At 74.6% G+C, this 17,945-nt stretch carries 14 protein-coding genes; 9 read left to right on the top strand and 5 right to left on the bottom strand.

Annotated elements, in window-relative coordinates; genetic code table 11:
* Positions 1-72: 72 nt before the first annotated feature.
* The 7 genes from mce to C0216_RS05770 all read left to right on the top strand — a co-directional run bounded on the left by mce (position 73) and on the right by C0216_RS05770 (position 10,489).
* Positions 73-501, top strand: a complete 429-nt coding sequence (gene mce, locus C0216_RS05800) for a methylmalonyl-CoA epimerase (protein ID WP_114054218.1) — start codon at positions 73-75, stop codon at positions 499-501.
* Between the two features lie 182 nt (positions 502-683).
* Positions 684-5,216 (top strand): polarized growth protein Scy, encoded by a 4,533-nt coding sequence (gene scy, locus C0216_RS05795; RefSeq protein WP_174250350.1) that lies wholly within the window; start codon positions 684-686, stop codon positions 5,214-5,216.
* Positions 5,217-5,410: 194 nt separating this feature from the next.
* Positions 5,411-6,349, top strand: a complete 939-nt coding sequence (locus tag C0216_RS05790) for a cellulose-binding protein (protein WP_114054217.1) — start codon at positions 5,411-5,413, stop codon at positions 6,347-6,349.
* 148 nt (positions 6,350-6,497) lie between these two features.
* Positions 6,498-7,502 carry an ABC transporter ATP-binding protein gene (locus tag C0216_RS05785; RefSeq protein WP_114054216.1) on the top strand — a complete coding sequence of 335 codons (1,005 nt, stop codon included), beginning with the start codon at positions 6,498-6,500 and terminating at the stop codon, positions 7,500-7,502.
* A 2-nt stretch (positions 7,503-7,504) separates the two neighbouring features.
* On the top strand, positions 7,505-8,281 hold the full coding sequence (locus C0216_RS05780) for an ABC transporter permease subunit (RefSeq protein WP_114054215.1): 777 nt from the start codon (positions 7,505-7,507) through the stop codon (positions 8,279-8,281).
* Between the two features lie 253 nt (positions 8,282-8,534).
* Positions 8,535-9,659 carry an ABC transporter ATP-binding protein gene (locus C0216_RS05775; RefSeq protein WP_114054214.1) on the top strand — a complete coding sequence of 375 codons (1,125 nt, stop codon included), beginning with the start codon at positions 8,535-8,537 and terminating at the stop codon, positions 9,657-9,659.
* Positions 9,656-10,489 carry an ABC transporter permease subunit gene (locus tag C0216_RS05770; RefSeq protein WP_114054213.1) on the top strand — a complete coding sequence of 278 codons (834 nt, stop codon included), beginning with the start codon at positions 9,656-9,658 and terminating at the stop codon, positions 10,487-10,489. Before C0216_RS05775 ends, C0216_RS05770 begins: the two co-directional genes overlap by 4 nt.
* Before the next feature lie 40 nt (positions 10,490-10,529).
* Here C0216_RS05770 and C0216_RS05765 read toward each other — a convergent pair whose 3' ends face one another.
* Entirely contained in the window at positions 10,530-10,877 is a 348-nt protein-coding gene (locus C0216_RS05765; RefSeq protein ID WP_114054212.1) for an ATP/GTP-binding protein, read from the bottom strand.
* Between the two features lie 229 nt (positions 10,878-11,106).
* Between C0216_RS05765 and C0216_RS05760 the strand changes: the two genes are divergently transcribed.
* On the top strand, positions 11,107-12,126 hold the full coding sequence (locus C0216_RS05760; protein WP_114054211.1) for an LLM class flavin-dependent oxidoreductase: 1,020 nt from the start codon (positions 11,107-11,109) through the stop codon (positions 12,124-12,126).
* Between the two features lie 36 nt (positions 12,127-12,162).
* On the opposite strand, the gene C0216_RS05755 is transcribed toward C0216_RS05760, so the two are convergent.
* Positions 12,163-12,555 carry an SCO5389 family protein gene (locus tag C0216_RS05755; RefSeq protein WP_114054210.1) on the bottom strand — a complete coding sequence of 131 codons (393 nt, stop codon included), beginning with the start codon at positions 12,553-12,555 and terminating at the stop codon, positions 12,163-12,165.
* 228 nt (positions 12,556-12,783) lie between these two features.
* Here C0216_RS05755 and nucS point away from each other — a divergent pair, with 228 nt between their 5' ends.
* Entirely contained in the window at positions 12,784-13,455 is a 672-nt protein-coding gene (nucS, locus tag C0216_RS05750) for an endonuclease NucS (protein ID WP_114054209.1), read from the top strand.
* Positions 13,456-13,592: 137 nt separating this feature from the next.
* Here the strand turns inward: nucS and C0216_RS33325 are convergent, their stop codons facing one another.
* The 3 genes from C0216_RS33325 to C0216_RS05735 all read right to left on the bottom strand — a co-directional run bounded on the left by C0216_RS33325 (position 13,593) and on the right by C0216_RS05735 (position 17,776).
* Positions 13,593-16,220: an ATP-binding protein gene (locus C0216_RS33325; protein WP_162793124.1), complete on the bottom strand. Its 2,628-nt coding sequence runs from the start codon at positions 16,218-16,220 to the stop codon at positions 13,593-13,595.
* A gap of 197 nt (positions 16,221-16,417) precedes the next feature.
* Positions 16,418-16,741: an STAS domain-containing protein gene (locus tag C0216_RS05740; RefSeq protein WP_114054208.1), complete on the bottom strand. Its 324-nt coding sequence runs from the start codon at positions 16,739-16,741 to the stop codon at positions 16,418-16,420.
* A gap of 186 nt (positions 16,742-16,927) precedes the next feature.
* Positions 16,928-17,776, bottom strand: a complete 849-nt coding sequence (locus tag C0216_RS05735; RefSeq protein WP_114054207.1) for a 3-hydroxyacyl-CoA dehydrogenase family protein — start codon at positions 17,774-17,776, stop codon at positions 16,928-16,930.
* Between the last annotated feature and the right edge of the window lie 169 nt (positions 17,777-17,945).

The following is a 17,945-nucleotide window of genomic DNA, read 5'->3' as shown; positions in this document are numbered from 1 at the left end:
CGCCGTCACCGGGCAGTGGGTGTGATCGCTGGCACGTTGCGTGACAGGCCTCCTCGGCGGTGCACTGGTCCCATGCTGACAAGAATCGACCACATCGGGATCGCCTGCTTCGACCTGGACAAGACCGTCGAGTTCTACCGTGCCACGTACGGCTTCGAGGTGTTCCACACCGAGGTCAACGAGGAGCAGGGTGTCCGCGAGGCCATGCTCCGGATCAACGGCACCTCGGACGGCGGCGCCTCGTACATCCAGCTCCTCGAACCCGTGCGCGAGGACTCGACCGTGGCCAAGTGGCTGGCCAAGAACGGCGAGGGCGTCCACCACATCGCCTTCGGCACCGAGGACGTCCACGGCGACTCGGAGGCCATCCGCGGCAAGGGCGTCCGGGTCCTCTACGACGCCCCCCGCACCGGCTCCATGGGGTCCTCCATCACCTTCCTCCACCCCAAGGACTGCCACGGCGTCCTGACCGAACTGGTCACCTCCAACCCGCAGCACTGATGTCCCCATTCCCCGGCCGGTAGAGTGGCCGTGGCTCGGCCGGGGTTCGGTGCTTCAGACGGGGTCGGGGCCTGTGACCCCTGCCCCGGTATCTGACACCATTCCCCGGGGGCGCCGTTCAGCGGGCGGACGGTGCTCATTTGGGAGTGAGCTTGCGACCAGGGGACGGATGGGACCGCGCTGTGCGGGGCTACGAAAGCCAGGAGAGCCTTCAGGCTGAGGCCGATCACCTCTCGCTCTTCGAAGCGGAGATGGAGCGGCTGAAGAAGGAGCGCGGAAAGGCCGTCCAGCACGCCGAGGACCTCGGCTACCAGGTCGAGGTCCTCCGCGCGAAGCTGCACGAGGTGCGGCGGGCCCTCGCGTCCCGCCCCGCGTACGACGGCCAGGACATCGGCTACCAGGCCGAACGGCTGCTGCGCGACGCCCAGGTGCAGGCCGACCAGATGCGCTCGGACGCCGAGCGCGAGCTGCGCGACGCCCGGGCGCAGACCCAGCGCATCCTCCAGGAGCACGCCGAGCACCAGGCGCGCCTCCAGGCCGAGCTGCACGCCGAGGCCGTCAACCGCCGCCAGCGGCTCGACCAGGAGCTCAACGAGCGCCGCCAGACCGTCGAGGCGCACGTCAACGAGAACGTGGCCTGGGCCGAGCAGCTGCGCGCCCGTACCGAGGCGCAGGCACGCCGGCTCATGGACGAGTCCCGCGCCGAGGCCGAGCAGGCCCTGAACGCCGCCCGCGCCGAGGCCGCCCGGGTCGCCGAGGAGACCCGCCGCCGGCTCGCCGCCGACGCCGAGGCGGCCCGCGCCGAGGCGGAGGCGACGCTGCTGCGCGCCCGCAAGGAGGCCGAGCGGCTGCTGACCGCCGCGTCGGCGCAGGCCCAGGAGGCCACCGAGCACGCGGAGCGGCTGCGGTCGTCGACCACCGCGGAGGCCGAGCAGACCCGCCGGCAGACCCTGGACCTCGGCCGGGTGGCCGAGCAGCGCGTCCAGGAGGCCGAGGGCGCCCTGCGCGAGGCCCGCACCGAGGCCGAACGGGTCCTCGCGGAGGCCAAGGAGAGCGCCGCCCGGCAGCTCGCCTCGGCGGAGTCCGTCAACGAGCAGCGCACCCGCACCGCCAAGGAGCAGGTCGCCCGGCTGGTCGGCGAGGCCACCAAGGAGGCCGAGGCGCTCAAGGCGGAGGCCGAGCAGGTCCTCGCGGACGCCCGGGCCGACGTGGAGCGGCAGCGCGCCGAGGCCGCCGAGCAGGCCCGCGCCGCCGCGGCCGAGGACACCGCCGCACAGCTCGCGAAGGCCGCCCGCACCGCCGAGGACATCCTGACGAAGGCCTCGGAGGACGCCCGCGCCACCACCCGCGCCGCGTCCGAGGAGGCGGAGCGGATCCGCCGCGAGGCCGAGGCGGAGGCCGAGCGGCTGCGCGCCCAGGCGGCGGACGCGGCCGCGGAGCTCAAGGGCGCCGCGAAGGACGACACCGAGGAGTACCGGGCCCGCACCGTCGAACTCCAGGCGGAGGCGCGGCGGCTGCGCGGCGAGGCCGAGCAGCTGCGCGCCGAGGCCGTCGCCGAGGGCGAGCGGATCCGCGGCGAGGCCCGCCGCGAGGCCGTCCAGCAGATCGAGGAGGCGGCGAAGACCGCCGAGGAGCTGCTCGGCAAGGCCAAGGCCGACGCGGACGAGCTGCGCTCCGGCGCCGCCGCCGAGAGCGAGCGGGTGCGCGCGGAGGCCGTCGAGCGGGCCACCACGCTGCGCCGGCAGGCCGAGGAGACCCTGGAGCGCACCCGCGCGGAGGCCGAGCGGCTGCGCTCGGAGGCCGAGGAGCAGGCCGAGGCCGTCCGCGCCGAGGCGGACGCCGCGGCCGCGGCCCGCCGCGAGGAGACCGAGCAGGCCCTCGCCGCGAAGCGGAACGAGGCCGAGGCGGAGCTGTCCCGGCTGCACGGCGAGGCGGAGACCCGGCTGGCGACGGCCGAGCAGACACTGCGCGACGCCCGCGGCGCCGCGGAAGGCATCCGCCGCGAGACCGCCGAGGAGGCCGACCGGCTCCGCGCCGAGGCCGCAGAGCGGATCCGCACCCTCCAGGCCCAGTCGGAGGCGGAGGCGGACCGGCTGCGCACGGAGGCCGCCGAGGACGCGGGCCGGGTCCGCGCCGAGGCCGAGCAGGCGGCCGTACGGCTGCGCAGCGAGGCCGAGACCGAGGCCGAGCGGGTGCGTTCGGAGGCCCAGGAGACCGCGGACCGGCTGCGCGCGGAGGCGAAGGCCGCTGCCGAGCGGGTCGCCGAGGAGGCCGCGGAGGCGCTGGCCGCCGCCCGGGAGGAAGCGGCCCGGCGGCGCCGGGAGGCGGAGGAGACCCTCGCGTCGGCGCGGACCGACGCGGAGAGCGAGCGCGCCCAGGCCCGCGAGCAGAGCGAGGAGCTGCTCGCCGCGGCCCGCAAGCGCTCGGAGGAGGCGCAGGCCGAGGCGGCCCGCCTGACCGAGGAGGCCGAACGGCGCGCCGCGGAGCTGGTCGCGGCGGCCGAGGCCACCGCCCAGCAGGTACGCGACGCCGTGGCCGGGCTGCACGAGCAGGCCGAGGAGGAGATCGCCGGGCTGCGCAGCGCCGCCGAGCACGCGGCGGAGCGTACGCGGACGGAGGCCGAGGAGGAGGCCGCCCGGGTCCGTTCGGACGCGTACGACGAGCGGGAGCGCGCCACCGAGGACGCCAACCGCATCCGCACCGAGGCGCGGAACGAGACGGACGCGGCGAAGGCGCTCGCCGAGCGGACGGTCGCGGACGCGATCGCCGAGGCGGAGCAGCTGCGCAGCGACACCGCCGAGTACGCCCAGCGGGTGCGTACGGAGGCCAGCGACGCGCTCTCGGCGGCCGAGCGGGACGCCGCCCGCACCCGGGCCGACGCCCGCGACGACGCCAACCGCATCCGCGGCGAGGCCGGGGAGGCACTGGAGGCCTCGCGCGCCGAGGGCGCGCAGGTCGTCGCGGACGCGACGGCGGAGGCCGAGCGGCTCACCGCGGAGACCCGCGCGGCCAACGAGGCCACCGTGGCGGAGGCGGCGGCGGAGGCGGAGCGGCTCACGGCCGAGGCCGCGGAGGCCGCCGAGGCCACGCGCACCGAGGCCGCGGCCACCCTGGACGAGGCACGCACGGAGGCGGGCCGGCTGCGCACCGAGGCCGCCGAGCAGGCGGACCGGCTCGTCACCGAGGCCGTCTCCGAGGCGGAGCGGCTCACGGAGGAGACGCGCGCCGCGAACGAGGCGGCGCTCGCCGCCGCGGAGGCGAAGGCCGAGAAGCTCACCCGGCAGGCCGCCGACACGATGGCGGCCGCCGAGCGGGACGCCGCCCGCGTCCTGGTGGACGCCCGCAACGAGGGCGACCGCCTGGTCGACGAGGTGCGCGCGGCGAACGAGCTGACGATCGGCGAGGCGGCCGAGGAGGCCGAGCGGCTGCGCACCGAGGCGGCGCAGGCCCTCGACGACGCCCGTGCCGAGGGCGGCCGGATCATCGGCGAGGCCACCGCGGAGGCGGAGCGCCTCACCGTCGCGGCGAACGAGACGCTCGCCGCGGCCGAGCGCGAGGCGGAGCAGACCCTCGACGAGGCGCGCGCGGAGGCGGGCCGGCTGCGCACCGAGGCCGCCGAGCAGGCGGACCGGCTCGTCACCGAGGCGTCCGCGGAGGCCGACAGGCTCACCGCGCAGACGCGCCGGGACAACGAGCGCACCGTCGGCGAGGCCGCGGCGGAGGCCGAGCGGCTGCGCGCCGAGGCGTCGGAGGCGCTGTCGTCGGCGCAGGAGCACGCCGCCCGCACCCGGGCGGAGGCCGAACGGGTCCGGACGGAGGCGGCCGCCGAGGCGGAGCGCACCCGCACGGAGGCCCGCGAGGAGTCCGACCGGCTGCTGGACGAGGCGCGCGAGGAGGCCGGCAAGCGGCGTACCGAGGCCGCGGAGCAGGTGGACCGGCTCATCACCGAGGCGGCGGCGGAGGCGGAGCAGCTCGCCGCGGACGCGAAGGCGAAGGCCGTGGCGGCGACGGCGGCCGCGGAGGAGCAGGCCGACGCGATGGTCGACGCCGCCCGCAAGGAGGCGGCCCGGATCACGTCGGAGGCGACCGTCGAGGGCAACTCGCTGGTCGAGAAGGCCCGTACGGACGCGGACGAGCTGCTGGTCGGCGCGCGGTCGGACGCCGCCGCCATAAGGGAGCGGGCGGAGGAGCTGCGCAGCCGCGTCGAGAGCGAGATCGAGGAGCTGCACGAGCGCGCCCGCCGGGAGACGGCCGAGCAGATGAAGTCGGCCGGCGAGCGCGTCGACAAGCTGGTCCGCGCGGCGACGGAGCAGAGCGTCGAGGCCGAGAACAAGGCCAAGACCATGCTGTCGGACGCGAGCAGCGAGGCGGGCAAGGTGCGCATCGCGGCGGTCCGCAAGGCGGAGACGCTGCTGAAGGAGGCGGAGCAGAAGAAGGCCGAGCTGGCCCGCGAGGCGGAGGCCGCGCTCGCCGAGGCGAAGGCGGAGGCCGAGCGGATCGTGGAGGAGGGCCGGCGCGAGCTGGAGGTGCTGGTGCGCCGCCGCGAGGACATCCAGGCGGAGATCTCCCGTGTCCAGGACGTTCTTGAGGCGTTGGAGTCTTTCGAGGCGCCTTCGGGCGGCAAGGCCTCGGTGGTCTCACAGGGCCCGGGGGGCGTGAAGGCCGGAGCTGCGGCGGGGTCGTCCCGCTCGGGGGGCAAGTCCTCGGACGGGTGAGCGGTGTCCGAAGGGTGAGCACCTGATGAAGGTTCATCCGAACGAGTGATAAGCATTCTGCCGTCTTGCCACTCAAAAGGGGTGTCATTGTCCAGATCAAACGCGGATTGACTCGATGACACGCCGTTCGGGCGCCTAGGATTCCCCTAACACCTCACGTAGCACCTCATCGGTCTCACTTCGACAGGAACCCCATGAGCGACACTTCCTCCCCCTTCGGCTTCGAGCTCGTGCGGCGTGGTTACGACCGCGGTCAGGTGGACGACCGCATTGCCAAGCTGGTCTCCGACCGCGACAGCGCCCTCGGCCGTATCAGTGCCCTGGAAAAGCGGATCGAGGAGCTGCATCTCGAAACGCAGAACGCCCAGGCCCAGGTGAGCGACGCGGAGCCGTCGTACGCGGGCCTCGGCGCGCGGGTCGAGAAGATCCTGCGGCTCGCCGAGGAGGAGGCCAAGGACCTGCGTGAGGAGGCCCGCCGGGCGGCCGAGCAGCACCGCGAGCTGGCCGAGTCGGCGGCCCAGCAGGTGCGCAACGACGCCGAGTCGTTCGCCGCGGACCGCAAGTCGAAGGCGGAGGACGAGGGCGTCCGCATCGTCGAGAAGGCCAAGGGCGACGCGGCCACCCTGCGCGCCGAGGCCCAGAAGGACGCGGCCTCCAAGCGCGAGGAGGCCGACGCGCTGTTCGAGGAGACCCGCGCCAAGGCCGCCCAGGCCGCGGCCGACTTCGAGACCAACCTGGCCAAGCGCCGCGAGCAGTCCGAGCGCGACCTGGCCTCCCGCCAGGCGAAGGCCGAGAAGCGGCTGGCGGAGATCGAGCACCGCGCCGAGCAGCTGCGCCTGGAAGCCGAGAAGCTGCGTACGGACGCCGAGCGCCGGGCGCGCCAGACGGTGGAGACCGCGCAGCGCCAGGCCGAGGACATCGTGGCCGACGCCAACGCGAAGGCGGACCGCATCCGCAGCGAGTCGGAGCGCGAGCTGGCGGCGCTGACCAACCGCCGCGACTCGATCAACGCCCAGCTGACCAACGTCCGCGAGATGCTGGCGACTCTGACCGGTGCCGCGGTGGCGGCCGCCGGCTCCCCGATCGACGACGAGCCGGTCTCCCGCGGGGTCCCCGCGCAGCAGACCCGCTAGGTGCGAGGCGGCGCCCCGCCGCTGCTCCTGCCTGGTCAGAGGTGTCCTGACGCGCCGTCGGCCGATCCGCGGCGAGACGTCGTCCCGAGGGCCCCGCGTCACCCGTTCGAGGTGGCGCGGGGCCCTCGGGCGCTTTAGCGTAAGCCTCATGATCGAGCTAGAGGCCCTTACCAAGCGATTCGGCGCCAAGACCGCCGTCGACAACCTCAGCTTCCAGGTCAAACCGGGGGTGGTCACCGGCTTCCTCGGCCCGAACGGGGCCGGGAAGTCCACGACCATGCGCATGATGCTCGACCTCGACAACCCGACGAGCGGGACGGTCAGGATCGACGGCAAGCACTACCGGGACCTGTCGGAGCCCCTGAAGCACATCGGTGCACTCCTGGACGCGAAGGCCATGCACGGCGGCCGCAGCGCCTACAACAACCTGCTGTGCCTGGCCGAGTCGAACCGGATCCCGGCGAGCCGCGTCGGCGAGGTCCTCGACCTCGTCGGCCTGACGGCCGTCGCGAAGAAGAAGTCGAAAGGATTTTCGCTCGGCATGGGGCAGCGGCTGGGCATCGCCGCCGCCCTGCTCGGCGATCCGGAGATCCTCATGTTCGACGAGCCGGTCAACGGCCTGGACCCGGAGGGAATTCTCTGGATCCGCAACCTGATGAAGGGGCTGGCCGGCGAAGGGCGGACGGTGTTCGTCTCCTCGCACCTGATGAGCGAGATGGCACTGACCGCCGACCATTTGATCGTTATCGGCCAGGGAAAGCTTCTGGCCGACATGTCGATGGCCGAATTCATTCAGCACAACTCGCGCAGCTTCGTACGGCTGCGCTCGCCCCAGCAGGAGCAGCTGAAGGACCTCCTGCACGCGGAGGGGATCGCGGCGACCGCCCTCCCGGACTCCGGCGCCCTCGAGGTCGACGGCGTGGCGTCCGAACAGCTCGGTGAACTGGCCGCCCGGCACGGCATCGTGCTGCACGAACTCAGCCCGCAGCGGGCTTCACTGGAGGAAGCGTTCATGCGCATGACGGCGGACTCCGTCGAGTACCACGCCCACGCCCCCGGCGCCCCGGCCGCCGGTGTCGGCAGCCAGGCCCGTCCGGCCGACGCCCCCGTATGGGGCGCCGGGACCGAAACGACCCGCAAGGGCGGCCGGTGACCATGTCCTTCCCCGCAGTCCTCCGGTCCGAGTGGACCAAGATCCGCACCGTCGGCTCCACCGTCTGGACCCTGGCGGCCGCCGCGGTCGTCACGGTCGGCATGAGCGCGCTGCTGTGCGTCTTCATCAACTCGCAGTTCGAGAACATGCCGAAGGAGCAGCAGCTCTCCTTCGACCCGACGATGTCCAGCTTCGCCGGCATGACGCTGGGGCAGGCCGCCGTCATCGTCTTCGGCGTCCTGGTCGTGGGCACCGAGTACAGCACCGGCATGATCCGCACCTCGCTCGCGGCGGTGCCCCGCCGCGGCTCCTTCCTGGCCGGGAAGCTGCTCGTGGCCACCGCCCTCGCGCTGGCCGTGGGCCTGGCCACGAGCTTCGTGTCCTTCTTCACCGGCCAGGCCCTGCTGGGTGAGCACAGCATCGGCATCGGCGAGCCGAACGTCCTGCGCGCGGTCTTCGGTGCCGGGCTCTACATGGCGGTCATCGCGGTGTTCGCCATGGGCCTGACGATGGTGCTGCGCAGCTCGATGCTGGCGCTCGGCATCCTGCTGCCCCTCTTCTTCCTGGTCTCCCCGATCCTCGGCTCGGTCGACGCCACGCAGAAGGTGGCGTACTTCTTCCCGAACGTGGCCGGCAGCCGGATCATGCAGACCGTCCCGGCTGTGCTGGACGGCTCCGAGCCGCCCTACGGCCCCTGGGGCGGCTTCGGGATCATGGTCGCCTGGGCGGCCCTCGCCGTGGCGGCCGGGTACGCGGTCCTGCGCACGCGCGACGCCTGACGGCAGCCCCCTCCGGGGGACGGGCCCCGCCGGCGGGGCCCGTCCCCCGCTGCGGGGTCCGTCTCAGGGCGGACCCCGCACCCGCCCTCCCCCGGGAGGCGGACACCGCTCTCCCCGGCCGTACTACGGGTCATTCCCGGGTCCGCCTCAGGGACGCCTCAGGGATCCGGCCCTGCGCGGAACCGCAGGCTCCTGGCTATCCTCTTAACCCTTAACTCGGACGAAAGCCGTCCGCCGGGCAAGGGGCAGAGCAATGATCGAGGCAGTCGGCCTGACCAAGCGCTTCGGCGCCAAGACCGCGGTCGACCAGCTGTCCTTCCAGGTCAGGCCCGGCCACGTGACCGGCTTCCTGGGGCCCAACGGCTCCGGCAAGTCGACCACCATGCGCATGATCCTCGGCCTGGACCAGCCCACCTCCGGCCAGGTCACGATCAACGGCCGGCCCTTCCGCGAGCTCGGCAACGCCCAGCGCAACGTCGGCGCCCTCCTCGACGCGAAGGCCGTCCACGGCGGCCGCCGCGCCCGCACCCACCTGCTGTCCATCGCCCAGCTGTCCGGGATCCCGGAGAAGCGGGTGGACGAGGTGCTGGCCGTCGTCGGCCTCCAGGACGTCGCCCGGCAGCGCGCCAAGGGCTTCTCCCTCGGCATGGGCCAGCGCCTCGGCATCGCCACCGCCCTCCTCGGCGACCCCCGGGTACTGCTCTTCGACGAGCCGGTCAACGGCCTCGACCCCGAGGGCATCCTCTGGGTGCGCAACCTCATGCGGCAGCTGGCCGCCGAGGGCCGCACCGTCTTCGTCTCCTCGCACCTGATGAGCGAGATGGCGCTGACCGCCGACCACCTCATCGTCATCGGCCGCGGACGGCTGCTGGCCGACATGGGCACCCAGGAGTTCATCGCCCACAACTCGGCCGGATTCGCGCGGGTCCGCGCGGCCGGCAATGATCAGGATGGCCGGAAGGCGCTGGCCGCGGCCCTGACGGCGGCGGGCGGCAGGGTGCTGCAGGAGCCCGACGGGGCACTGCGCGTGACGGGCCTGGAGCTGCCGCACATCTCGGACCTCGCGCACGGGGCGGGCGTACGCCTGTGGGAGCTGTCCCCGCACCGGGCCTCGCTGGAGGAGGCGTACATGCGGATGACGCAGTCCTCCGTCGAGTACACCTCCACCGAGGACCCGCGCGCCGAGCTCTGGGAGCCGGACCCGCTGGCCCTGCCCGACTGGGAGGACGGCGCCGCGGCGCCCGAGGTTCCGCAGGATGGTTTCTTCGCTCCCCCGCCGCCCGGCGCGGGCGGGAAGCCCTTCCTGATGCCCGGCAGCGCCGCCGAGCTCGCCGGCACCGCCGGCACCGCACCGAACAACCCCGAGGACACCCGATGACCGGCCCCGCCGCCCTCCCGGACCAGCCGCAGGAGCAGGACCCGCCGCTGCCCGAGCCCCGGCCGCACCTGGGGCACGCCCTCGCCTCCGAGTGGACCAAGATGGTCTCCGTGCGCTCCACCCTGTGGACGCTGGGCGCGCTGGTCCTCCTCGTCGTCGGCATCGGCCTGCTCGCGGTCGGCGAGACCGAGGACCCCGCCGGCTACGTCAACCCACCGCACACCGCGGCCGCCGTCTTCGGGCTGCTGGTGGGGCAGATCGCGGTGATCGTCCTCGGCGTGCTCACGGTCACCTCCGAGTACGCCACCGGGCTGATCCGCACGACGCTGACCGCGGCCCCCGACCGGGCCCGCGTGCTGACCGCCAAGTACCTCGTCTTCTCCGCGGTCGCCTTCACGGTCGTCAGCGCCTCGGTCGCGGTGGTCGGGATCGCCTCGATGATCGCGGTGGACAGCCCGGATGCGCACCAGACCGCCGGCGAGTGGCTCGCCGCCCTCGCCGGGTGCCTGTACATCACCCTGCTCGGGGTGCTCGGCCTCGCGATCGGCGCCGTCGTGCGGCACTCCGCCGGGGCCATCGCCGTGATGCTCGGCCTGGTCATGCTCCCGCCGGTGGTCGGGGGGATGCTGACGATGTGGGAGAGCCTCACCCCCCTCGGCAACCTGATCCTGCGCTACAACGCGCCGGTCGCCATCATGCAGATGTTCGGCCTGCCCACCTCCGAGGTGGGCGGCCTGCCGGGCAACTGGGCGCAGCTGGTGCTGATCGTCGCCGTGGCCGGCGCCGCCGTCGCAGGGTCGTACGCGGTCGTGGGCCGGCGGGACGTGTAACGCGGCCCGGCGATCCGGCCCGGCGATCCGGACCCGCGCCTCAGTACCGGGGGGCGCTCCTGGACCGCTGCACCCGCGTGGTGCGGCGGTCCTTCGCGTTCCAGCAGGCCTTGTGCCAGTGCCTGCGGTCGTCCACGCCGCCGTACTCGGGCCAGGCCACCAGGTGGGGGGTGCCGGAGGGGATCTCCTGGTCGCAGCCCGGGCAGCGGTAGCGCTTGCCGGCGGCGCTCGCGCCCGCGACGTGCCGGACCTTCCACTCCTCGCCCAGGTACTCCTCGGTGCGCTCCAGGCCGAACCGGTCGCCGCCCGCTGCCGCGGATCCGGCGCCGCCGTCCGCACGGTCGGCTGGCTTCCCGCCGCCCCTGGGGCGGTTGTGGCGCGGTGACACGTATACCTCACGAATGGGCGGACGGCAGTGACTTTCTCCCAGACTACGCGCAGCGGCGGCCCCGGCCCGCAGGGTGTCCGGAAGGGGTGCGCGGACCGGACGGCACCGGCCAGACAATCCCAATAACTTTCCTGCCGGACCGTGCCCTTGGCACGTGTCAGGCGTTGTTGCCATAGGAAGTACCGGTCGACCTGGGGAGGCCGCGTCAGCCTGCAAGGAGGAGAAGGCGATGCGCGTAGGAGCGTTCGTACTGGCGGCCCAGTTCCCGGGCCAGGGGCACGGCGAGGCACTGCACCGGGCGGTGCGGACGGCGGAGGTGGCCGACGAGGCCGGGCTCGACTCGGTCTGGCTCGCCGAGCACCACTTCGTCCCCTACGGCGTGTGCCCCTCGGCGGTGACCCTGGCGGGGCTGCTGCTCGGGCGGACGAAGCGGCTGACGGTGGGCACGGCGGTCAGCGTGCTGCCGAACACGCACCCGGTGGCCCTCGCCGAGCAGGCGGCGCTGCTGCACATCGCCTCCGGCGGCCGCTTCGCCCTGGGGGTCGGCCGCGGCGGGCCGTGGGTCGACCTGGAGGTCTTCGGCGGCGGCCTGGACGCGTACGAGAACGGCTTCCCGGAGGGGCTGGACCTGCTGCGGCGCTGGCTCTGCGAGCCGCGGGTGGCGTCCGTCGGCGGGCGGCACGTCTTCCGCGAGGTGGCCGTCGTCCCGCGGCCCGCGGAGGCGCTCGACGGCGACGGACAGGGACCGGAAGTGATCGTCGCCTGCACCTCGCCCGCCTCGGTGCGGCTGGCCGCCGAGCGCGGGCTGCCGATGCTGCTCGGCATGCACTGCGGGGACGAGGAGAAGGCGGCGATGGTGGCCCTGTACCGGCGTACGGCGGCCGAGGCGGGCCGCGACCCGCACGCTCCGCACGTGTCGGCGGGCGTGTGCCAGCTCGCGGACCGGACGCGCGACGCCCGCGAGACGCTCGCGAAGGCGATGCCGGGGTGGCTGAGGCAGGGCCTCGGCGCGCACGTCACCGTGGACGGCCGGAAGCGGGCGATGCGCGACCCCGCCGCCTACACCGGGCTGCTGTGCGACCTGCACCCGGTGGGGACGCCGCGGCTGGCGGCGGACCGCCTCGCGGCGACGTCCGAGCGGACGGGCATCACACGGTTCGCCCTGCTGGCGGAGGGGTCCGGCGACCTCGCGGCCACCGAGGAGAACGTGCGCCGGCTCGCCGCCGAGGTCCTGCCCCGCCTCCGCTGAGGCCCGGGCCGGGGCGGCCGCTCCGCCGCTCCGCCGCTAGCAGTCGCGCAGCTCCGGCGACTGGTTGAGCAGCTGGCCGCGGATCGAGGTGAAGCGGGCCAGGCGGTCGTCCGCGGAGGCGTCCAGCGGGAAGACGGCGACGCGGTGGCAGTTCTGGAAGGCCAGGCGCACCCCGAAGTGCCGCTGGAGCGCACCCCGTATGGCGTCGCTCGCGAGGGCGCGCAGCAGCTGCCCGCGCGCCTGCTCGTCGGGCGGCGGCGTCTGGTTGTCGGCGAAGTCCCCGCCGTCCACCTCAAGCCGCGCCACGAGCGAGCTGATCATCTCCCATGCGAAGGGCAGGGAGGTCCGGACGCAGTCGACGAAGGCGGCTTCGTCGACCTCGCCTCGCTCGGCCTGTTCGAGTAGGGCCGGTGAGACGTCGAGCGACATGGGTTCTCCTCTCGCGACCCCGGTCCTCTGGGCAGCCGGGGTCCTACGGGCAGGGAGGGAGGCGGCCGGCGCGGCGACGCACTGTGCACGCTCGACGACCTCCCGCCACCACGGTAGGCGCCCACCGGTGGCCGCACCAGGAGAATGCGCATACAACGCGCCATCGGCGAACGGGGCTTTCGGGGGCGAATCGCGTGGGGGGCCGCGGGTCGAGTAGCGTTGCGCACCATGCGTCTCGTGATTGCCCGCTGCTCCGTCGACTACGCGGGCCGCCTCACCGCCCACCTGCCCTCGGCACCCCGTCTGATCCTCGTGAAGGCCGACGGCAGTGTCTCGATCCACGCGGACGACCGGGCGTACAAACCGCTCAACTGGATGTCGCCTCCGTGCACTCTCAAGGAGGGCGCAGGCGACCAGGCAGGCGTGTGGACCGTCGTCAACAAGGCGGGCGAGAAGCTCATCATCACGATGGAGGAGGTCCTCCACGACTCCTCCCACGAGCTGGGCGTCGACCCGGGCCTCATCAAGGACGGCGTCGAGGCGCACCTGCAGGAGCTCCTCGCGGACCGCATCGACACCCTGGGCGAGGGCTACACGCTGATCCGGCGCGAGTACATGACGGCGATCGGGCCGGTGGACATCCTGTGCCGGGACGCCTCGGGCGCGACGGTGGCGGTCGAGATCAAGCGGCGCGGCGAGATCGACGGCGTCGAGCAGCTGACCCGCTACCTGGAGCTCCTCAACCGGGACCCGCACCTGGCGCCGGTGCGCGGCGTGTTCGCGGCCCAGGAGATCAAGCCGCAGGCGCGCGTCCTGGCCTCGGACCGCGGCATGGACTGCGTGGTGCTCGACTACGACGCGCTGCGCGGCATCGAGGACGACAAGCTGCGCCTGTTCTGACGGTCTCCCGCACCGGCCGCCGCCTGCATCCGCTGCGGCCGGATCGGTGCCCCGCATCCGTCACGTCGGCCGCGCCCCCCTGTGGGGGCGCGGCCGCTGTGCGTGTACGGCGCGGGGGTTCCGCTGCGACCGTGCCGCTACGACTGAGGGGACGGCTCCTGCGGGGAGGTCGGACCCGCCGCGCTGGTCGTGCCGGTGGCCGTGGCCGGGGGCGTGGTGGCCGTCGGCGTGGGCGGCGGCGACGGCGTCGGGCTCGCGACGGGGCTCTGGCTGGGCGAGGGCGACGAGGCCGTGGGGCCGGTCACCGGCGGGCTCTGCGTGGACGGCCCGGTGCCGGGCGACGGCCGGCGCGAGGGGGTGCCCTTGGTGGGGCTCGCCTCTGCGCTCTGGCCGGGCTCGGCGGAGGCGCCGGACTGCCGGGGGGACGGCGCCGTGGCCGGCTGCGGTGCGGAGTCGCTGCCGCCGCCGTCCGTCCCCGTCGGGCCTGCGCCGCTCGACGGCGTGCCCGTCGGCGGGGTCGAGGAGGTCGTGGAGCCGCCGGCCGGGGCCTGCGTCCCGGACGGGCTCATCGCGAGCCCGACGACCGTGCCGAGCACCGCCACCGTCAGCGCGCCGGCCGCGGCCGTCAGGACAGCCTTGCGCCGCTGCCGCAGCAGGGCGGCCGGACCGCGCGCGGGAGCAGGGGGCCCCGCGGGGTACCCGGGCGGCGGGACGGGCGCGGACGCGGGTACGGGGCCGGGCGCGGGCTTGGGGTCGAGGGGGAAGGCGTCCTCGAACACCTTCGAGAGCGAGGCGGGCGCGACGGCAGGCCGGATGACCGGCACCGCCGTGGTGGCGGCCCCCGTGGCGGGCAGCGCGGCCGTGACCGCCTCCGACGCCGGGAGCGCGGCGGTCGGGGCCTCCGAGGCGACAGGCGCGGCGGCCGGCCGGGGCTTCGCCGCGGGGGCGGCGGACCCGGAGGCGGCGGGGGCCGCGGCGGCCGGGGAGGCTGCGGCTGAGGCCGCGCCCGGGCGCGCGGAGCCGCCGGGTATGCGGGATCCCGCGGCTCCCCCGGAGCCGGCGGGCAGCACGGCCGCCGTCCCGGCGGCGGACGCCGCCGGCGCCTCCAGCCGCAGCGGCGGCGAGGCCTGGACGGCGGCCTCCCGGTCCGTGACGAGGGCCAGCGCCCTGCGCCCGGCCACGGTGCCCCGCTTGTCCGCGAGGGCGCCCTTGAGGCCGATCGACGCCTCCAGTTCGGCCCGCGCGCGGTCCACGCGGCCCTCGCACAGGGCGAGTACGCCTAGTTCGTGGTGGAAGTAGGCCTGTTCGGCGACCTCTCCGGCCTTCCGCGCGGCCTCCGCGCCGGCGCGCAGCACGCGTTCCCACGCCTCCCAGTGCCGGGACGCGGCGAACGCCGGGGCCGCGCTGCGGGCGAGCAGCACCCCGGCGACGACGTCGGCGCCGGCGAGCGCCGCGAGGACCGCGTCCGCCTCGGCGGCGACCCGCTCCGGGGTCACCGAGGAGTGCCCGGTCCACCAGGCGTAGTGCCGGGCGGCGGTACGGGCCTCCTCCGCGGCGGTCTCGCCGAAGCCGGCCTCCTCCAGCTGCCGGGCCACCCCTGCGGCGAGCCGGTGGCGCGGGCCGACCGGCGTGATCAGGCCGGCGGCCAGGAGTTCGGCGACCGCCGAGTCGGCGTGGGTGTCCCCGACGAGGGCGGGCAGGTGGGCGTGGTGCGGCAGCTCCCCGCCGAGCGCGCAGGCGATCCGCAGTGCGGCGCGCGCCGACTCGCTGGCCTGCGAGGCGAGCAGCTCGGCGGGGGCCGCGGCCTCGGCGAGCGCCGGCAGCGGGACGGGTCCGGCGGACCGGGGCCGCTCCTCGAAGACGCCGGGCTCCTCGTCGTCGTCGGCGGCGGCGGCCCGGTTGAGCTCGTCGCGGCGCCGCAGCAGGGCGGCGGCCTGCACGAAGCGCAGCGGCAGCCCTTCGGAGGCGAAGCGCAGGTCCTCGGCCCAGGCGGTTTCGGCGTCGGTGAGGGGGCGGCCGGTCCGCGCTTCGAGGAGGCGCAGGCAGTCGGCCCGGCCGAGGCCGGTGAGGAAGACCTCCTCCAGGTGGGAGTCGTCGGAGGGGGCGCGGGTGTCGGGGGTGGCGGCCAGCAGGTAGGCGCACTCGGGGGTGGCGGCGAGCAGCTCGTCGAGGGCGGCGCCGCCCATCTCCAGGTCGTCGAGGAGGACGATGGCGCCGATGTCGCGGACGCGGGCGAGGAGTTCGGCGCGCCCGGGGCGCTCGCAGGGGGCCTGGTAGACGGCGTCGTGGAGCGCGTACAGGAGTTCGCCGGGCTGCTGGTGGCCGAATCCGGAGAGGCGGACGACGCCGTCGGGCGCGAGCGGGGCGCAGTCCGCGGCGACCGCGTCGAGCAGACGGGTGCGGCCGGATCCGGCCGGTCCGGTCAGCCGTACGGAGCGGCCGCGGCCGAGGAGGCGTACGAGGCGCTCGCGCTCCTCCTCGCGGCCGACGAGTACGGGGGCGGGGGCTGCGGGGCCGGGCAGGGCGGGGGGCCGCGCGGCGGCGGTGTGGGCGCTGCGGCCTGCGGCGTCGCGCTTGGCGGGGGTACCGCCGCCGGTGCCGGGCCGGCGCGGCTCGATCTCGCTGCCGTCGACGGGGTTGACGGTGAGGGTGTAGTCGCCCGCGGTGAGGGTGACGACGCGGGCCACGGGGCCGGGCGCGGTGTGCGCCCCGGGGCCCGCCGCGGCGCGCTCCCCCGGTTCGGCCTGCCCCTGCGTGCGGTCCATGACCTGTGCCCCCGATCGCGCCCTGTGCCGTTGCCGTTCTGCGGTCCGGCCCGGCGCGTGCGGTGCCGCTGCCGGTCCGGTGTCCGCCCGACCCTAGACGGTGGCCGGTCGAACACGGAACCGCAGGGGTGCGTTATCCGCCGTACCGTTACGTTTCCGCAGGCGGGTGCGGCGGCGGGGCGGCTGCCCCTGTGGTCTCAGACCCTCGGGAGCGATTCCGCTTCCAGGCCGCCCTCGATGGCGAGGATGCGGTGGAGGCGGGTGGCGACCAGGAGGCGCTGCATCTGCGGCGGGACCCCGCGCAGCACGAGGCGGCGGCCGGTCCGCCCGGCCCTGCGGTGGGCGCCCATGATCACGCCGAGGCCGGTGGCGTCCCACGAGTCGAGTCCGGTGAGGTCGAGCACGAGGTCGCCGCGCCCGCGGTCGAGGGCGGTGTGCAGGGCCGTACGGGCGTCCGCCGCGCTGCGCACGTCGAGGCGGCCCCCGACAGCGAGTTCGGCGTGGTCGCCCCTGATGTGCATATGCGCTCCCGGCAGTGCTGGCTTGTGTCTGGTCCGACTGGTCCGCGGTCGGCAACTCTCACTGCAACTGACTGCGGCGCGGGCAGTGAAGTTGCCGACCGTGAGCGAACCGATACCAAAATCACCCGCAGGGCCGATCTCTCGAACAGGCGCCCCAATCCGGGGCGTCCGTGCGGGTGTCCGGTTTCAGTGCTTGTAGAAGCCCTGGCCCGTCTTGCGCCCGAAGTCGCCCGCGTCGACCATGCGGCGCATGAGCTCCGGCGGCGCGAACTTCTCGTCCTGGGACTCGGTGTAGATGTTGCCGGTGGCGTGCAGCAGGATGTCGACGCCGGTCAGGTCGGCGGTGGCGAGCGGGCCCATGGCGTGCCCGAAGCCGAGCTTGCAGGCGATGTCGATGTCCTCGGCGGACGCCACGCCCGACTCGTACAGCTTGGCGGCCTCGACGACGAGCGCCGAGATCAGACGGGTCGTCACGAAGCCGGCCACGTCGCGGTTGACGACGATGCAGGTCTTGCCGACGGACTCGGCGAACGCGCGGGTCGCGGCGAGGGTCTCGTCGCTGGTCTTGTAGCCGCGGACGAGCTCGCACAGCTGCATCATCGGCACCGGCGAGAAGAAGTGCGCGCCGACGACGCGCTCCGGGCGCTCCGTCACCGCGGCGATCTTGGTGATCGGGATGGCGGAGGTGTTGGAGGCCAGGATCGCGTCCTCGCGGACGAGCTTGTCCAGGGCGCGGAAGATCTCGTGCTTGACCTCGAGCTTCTCGAAGACGGCCTCGACGACGATGTCGGCGTCCGCGACCGCGTCCAGGTCGGTCGTCGTGGTGATGCGGGCGAGCGCGGCCTCCGCGTCCTCGGCCGCCATCTTCCCCTTGGAGACGAACTTGTCGTACGAGGCCTTGATGCCGTCGGTGCCCCGGGTCAGCGCGGCGTCGGTGACGTCGCGCAGGACGACGTCCCATCCCGCCTGAGCGGAGACCTGAGCGATTCCCGAACCCATCAGCCCCGCACCGATGACGGCGAGCTTCCCAGCCACTGCACACCCCTCGTTCTTGAAACGGCCCGGTCTCGTGCCTCTCGGCCGGAGACTAGCGGTCGCGGGCGGTGGTGTGACCGGGAAGTAACACGCGTCACGTCTCAGATGACGGACATCACACCGGTCCGGCCCAGCAGCCGCAGCGCCCGCGACTCCCCTACGCTGGCCG

The organism is Streptomyces globosus (assembly GCF_003325375.1).
Classification (GTDB): Bacteria; Actinomycetota; Actinomycetes; order Streptomycetales; family Streptomycetaceae; genus Streptomyces; species Streptomyces globosus_A.
Note: the sequence above shows the minus strand (reverse complement) of the source record. Positions and strands in the feature narration are given on the sequence as shown.

What these genes read in the sequence shown, in the direction of transcription:
- nucS (WP_114054209.1), top strand. Translation starts at nt 12,784, where the DNA reads ATGCGTCTCGTGATTGCCCGCTGCTCCGTCGACTACGCGGGCCGCCTC.
- C0216_RS05760 (WP_114054211.1), top strand. Translation starts at nt 11,107, where the DNA reads ATGCGCGTAGGAGCGTTCGTACTGGCGGCCCAGTTCCCGGGCCAGGGG.
- C0216_RS05770 (WP_114054213.1), top strand. Translation starts at nt 9,656, where the DNA reads ATGACCGGCCCCGCCGCCCTCCCGGACCAGCCGCAGGAGCAGGACCCG.
- mce (WP_114054218.1), top strand. Translation starts at nt 73, where the DNA reads ATGCTGACAAGAATCGACCACATCGGGATCGCCTGCTTCGACCTGGAC.
- C0216_RS05740 (WP_114054208.1), bottom strand. Translation starts at nt 16,741, where the DNA reads ATGCACATCAGGGGCGACCACGCCGAACTCGCTGTCGGGGGCCGCCTC.
- C0216_RS05785 (WP_114054216.1), top strand. Translation starts at nt 6,498, where the DNA reads ATGATCGAGCTAGAGGCCCTTACCAAGCGATTCGGCGCCAAGACCGCC.
- C0216_RS05780 (WP_114054215.1), top strand. Translation starts at nt 7,505, where the DNA reads ATGTCCTTCCCCGCAGTCCTCCGGTCCGAGTGGACCAAGATCCGCACC.
- C0216_RS33325 (WP_162793124.1), bottom strand. Translation starts at nt 16,220, where the DNA reads ATGGACCGCACGCAGGGGCAGGCCGAACCGGGGGAGCGCGCCGCGGCG.
- C0216_RS05790 (WP_114054217.1), top strand. Translation starts at nt 5,411, where the DNA reads ATGAGCGACACTTCCTCCCCCTTCGGCTTCGAGCTCGTGCGGCGTGGT.
- C0216_RS05775 (WP_114054214.1), top strand. Translation starts at nt 8,535, where the DNA reads ATGATCGAGGCAGTCGGCCTGACCAAGCGCTTCGGCGCCAAGACCGCG.
- C0216_RS05755 (WP_114054210.1), bottom strand. Translation starts at nt 12,555, where the DNA reads ATGTCGCTCGACGTCTCACCGGCCCTACTCGAACAGGCCGAGCGAGGC.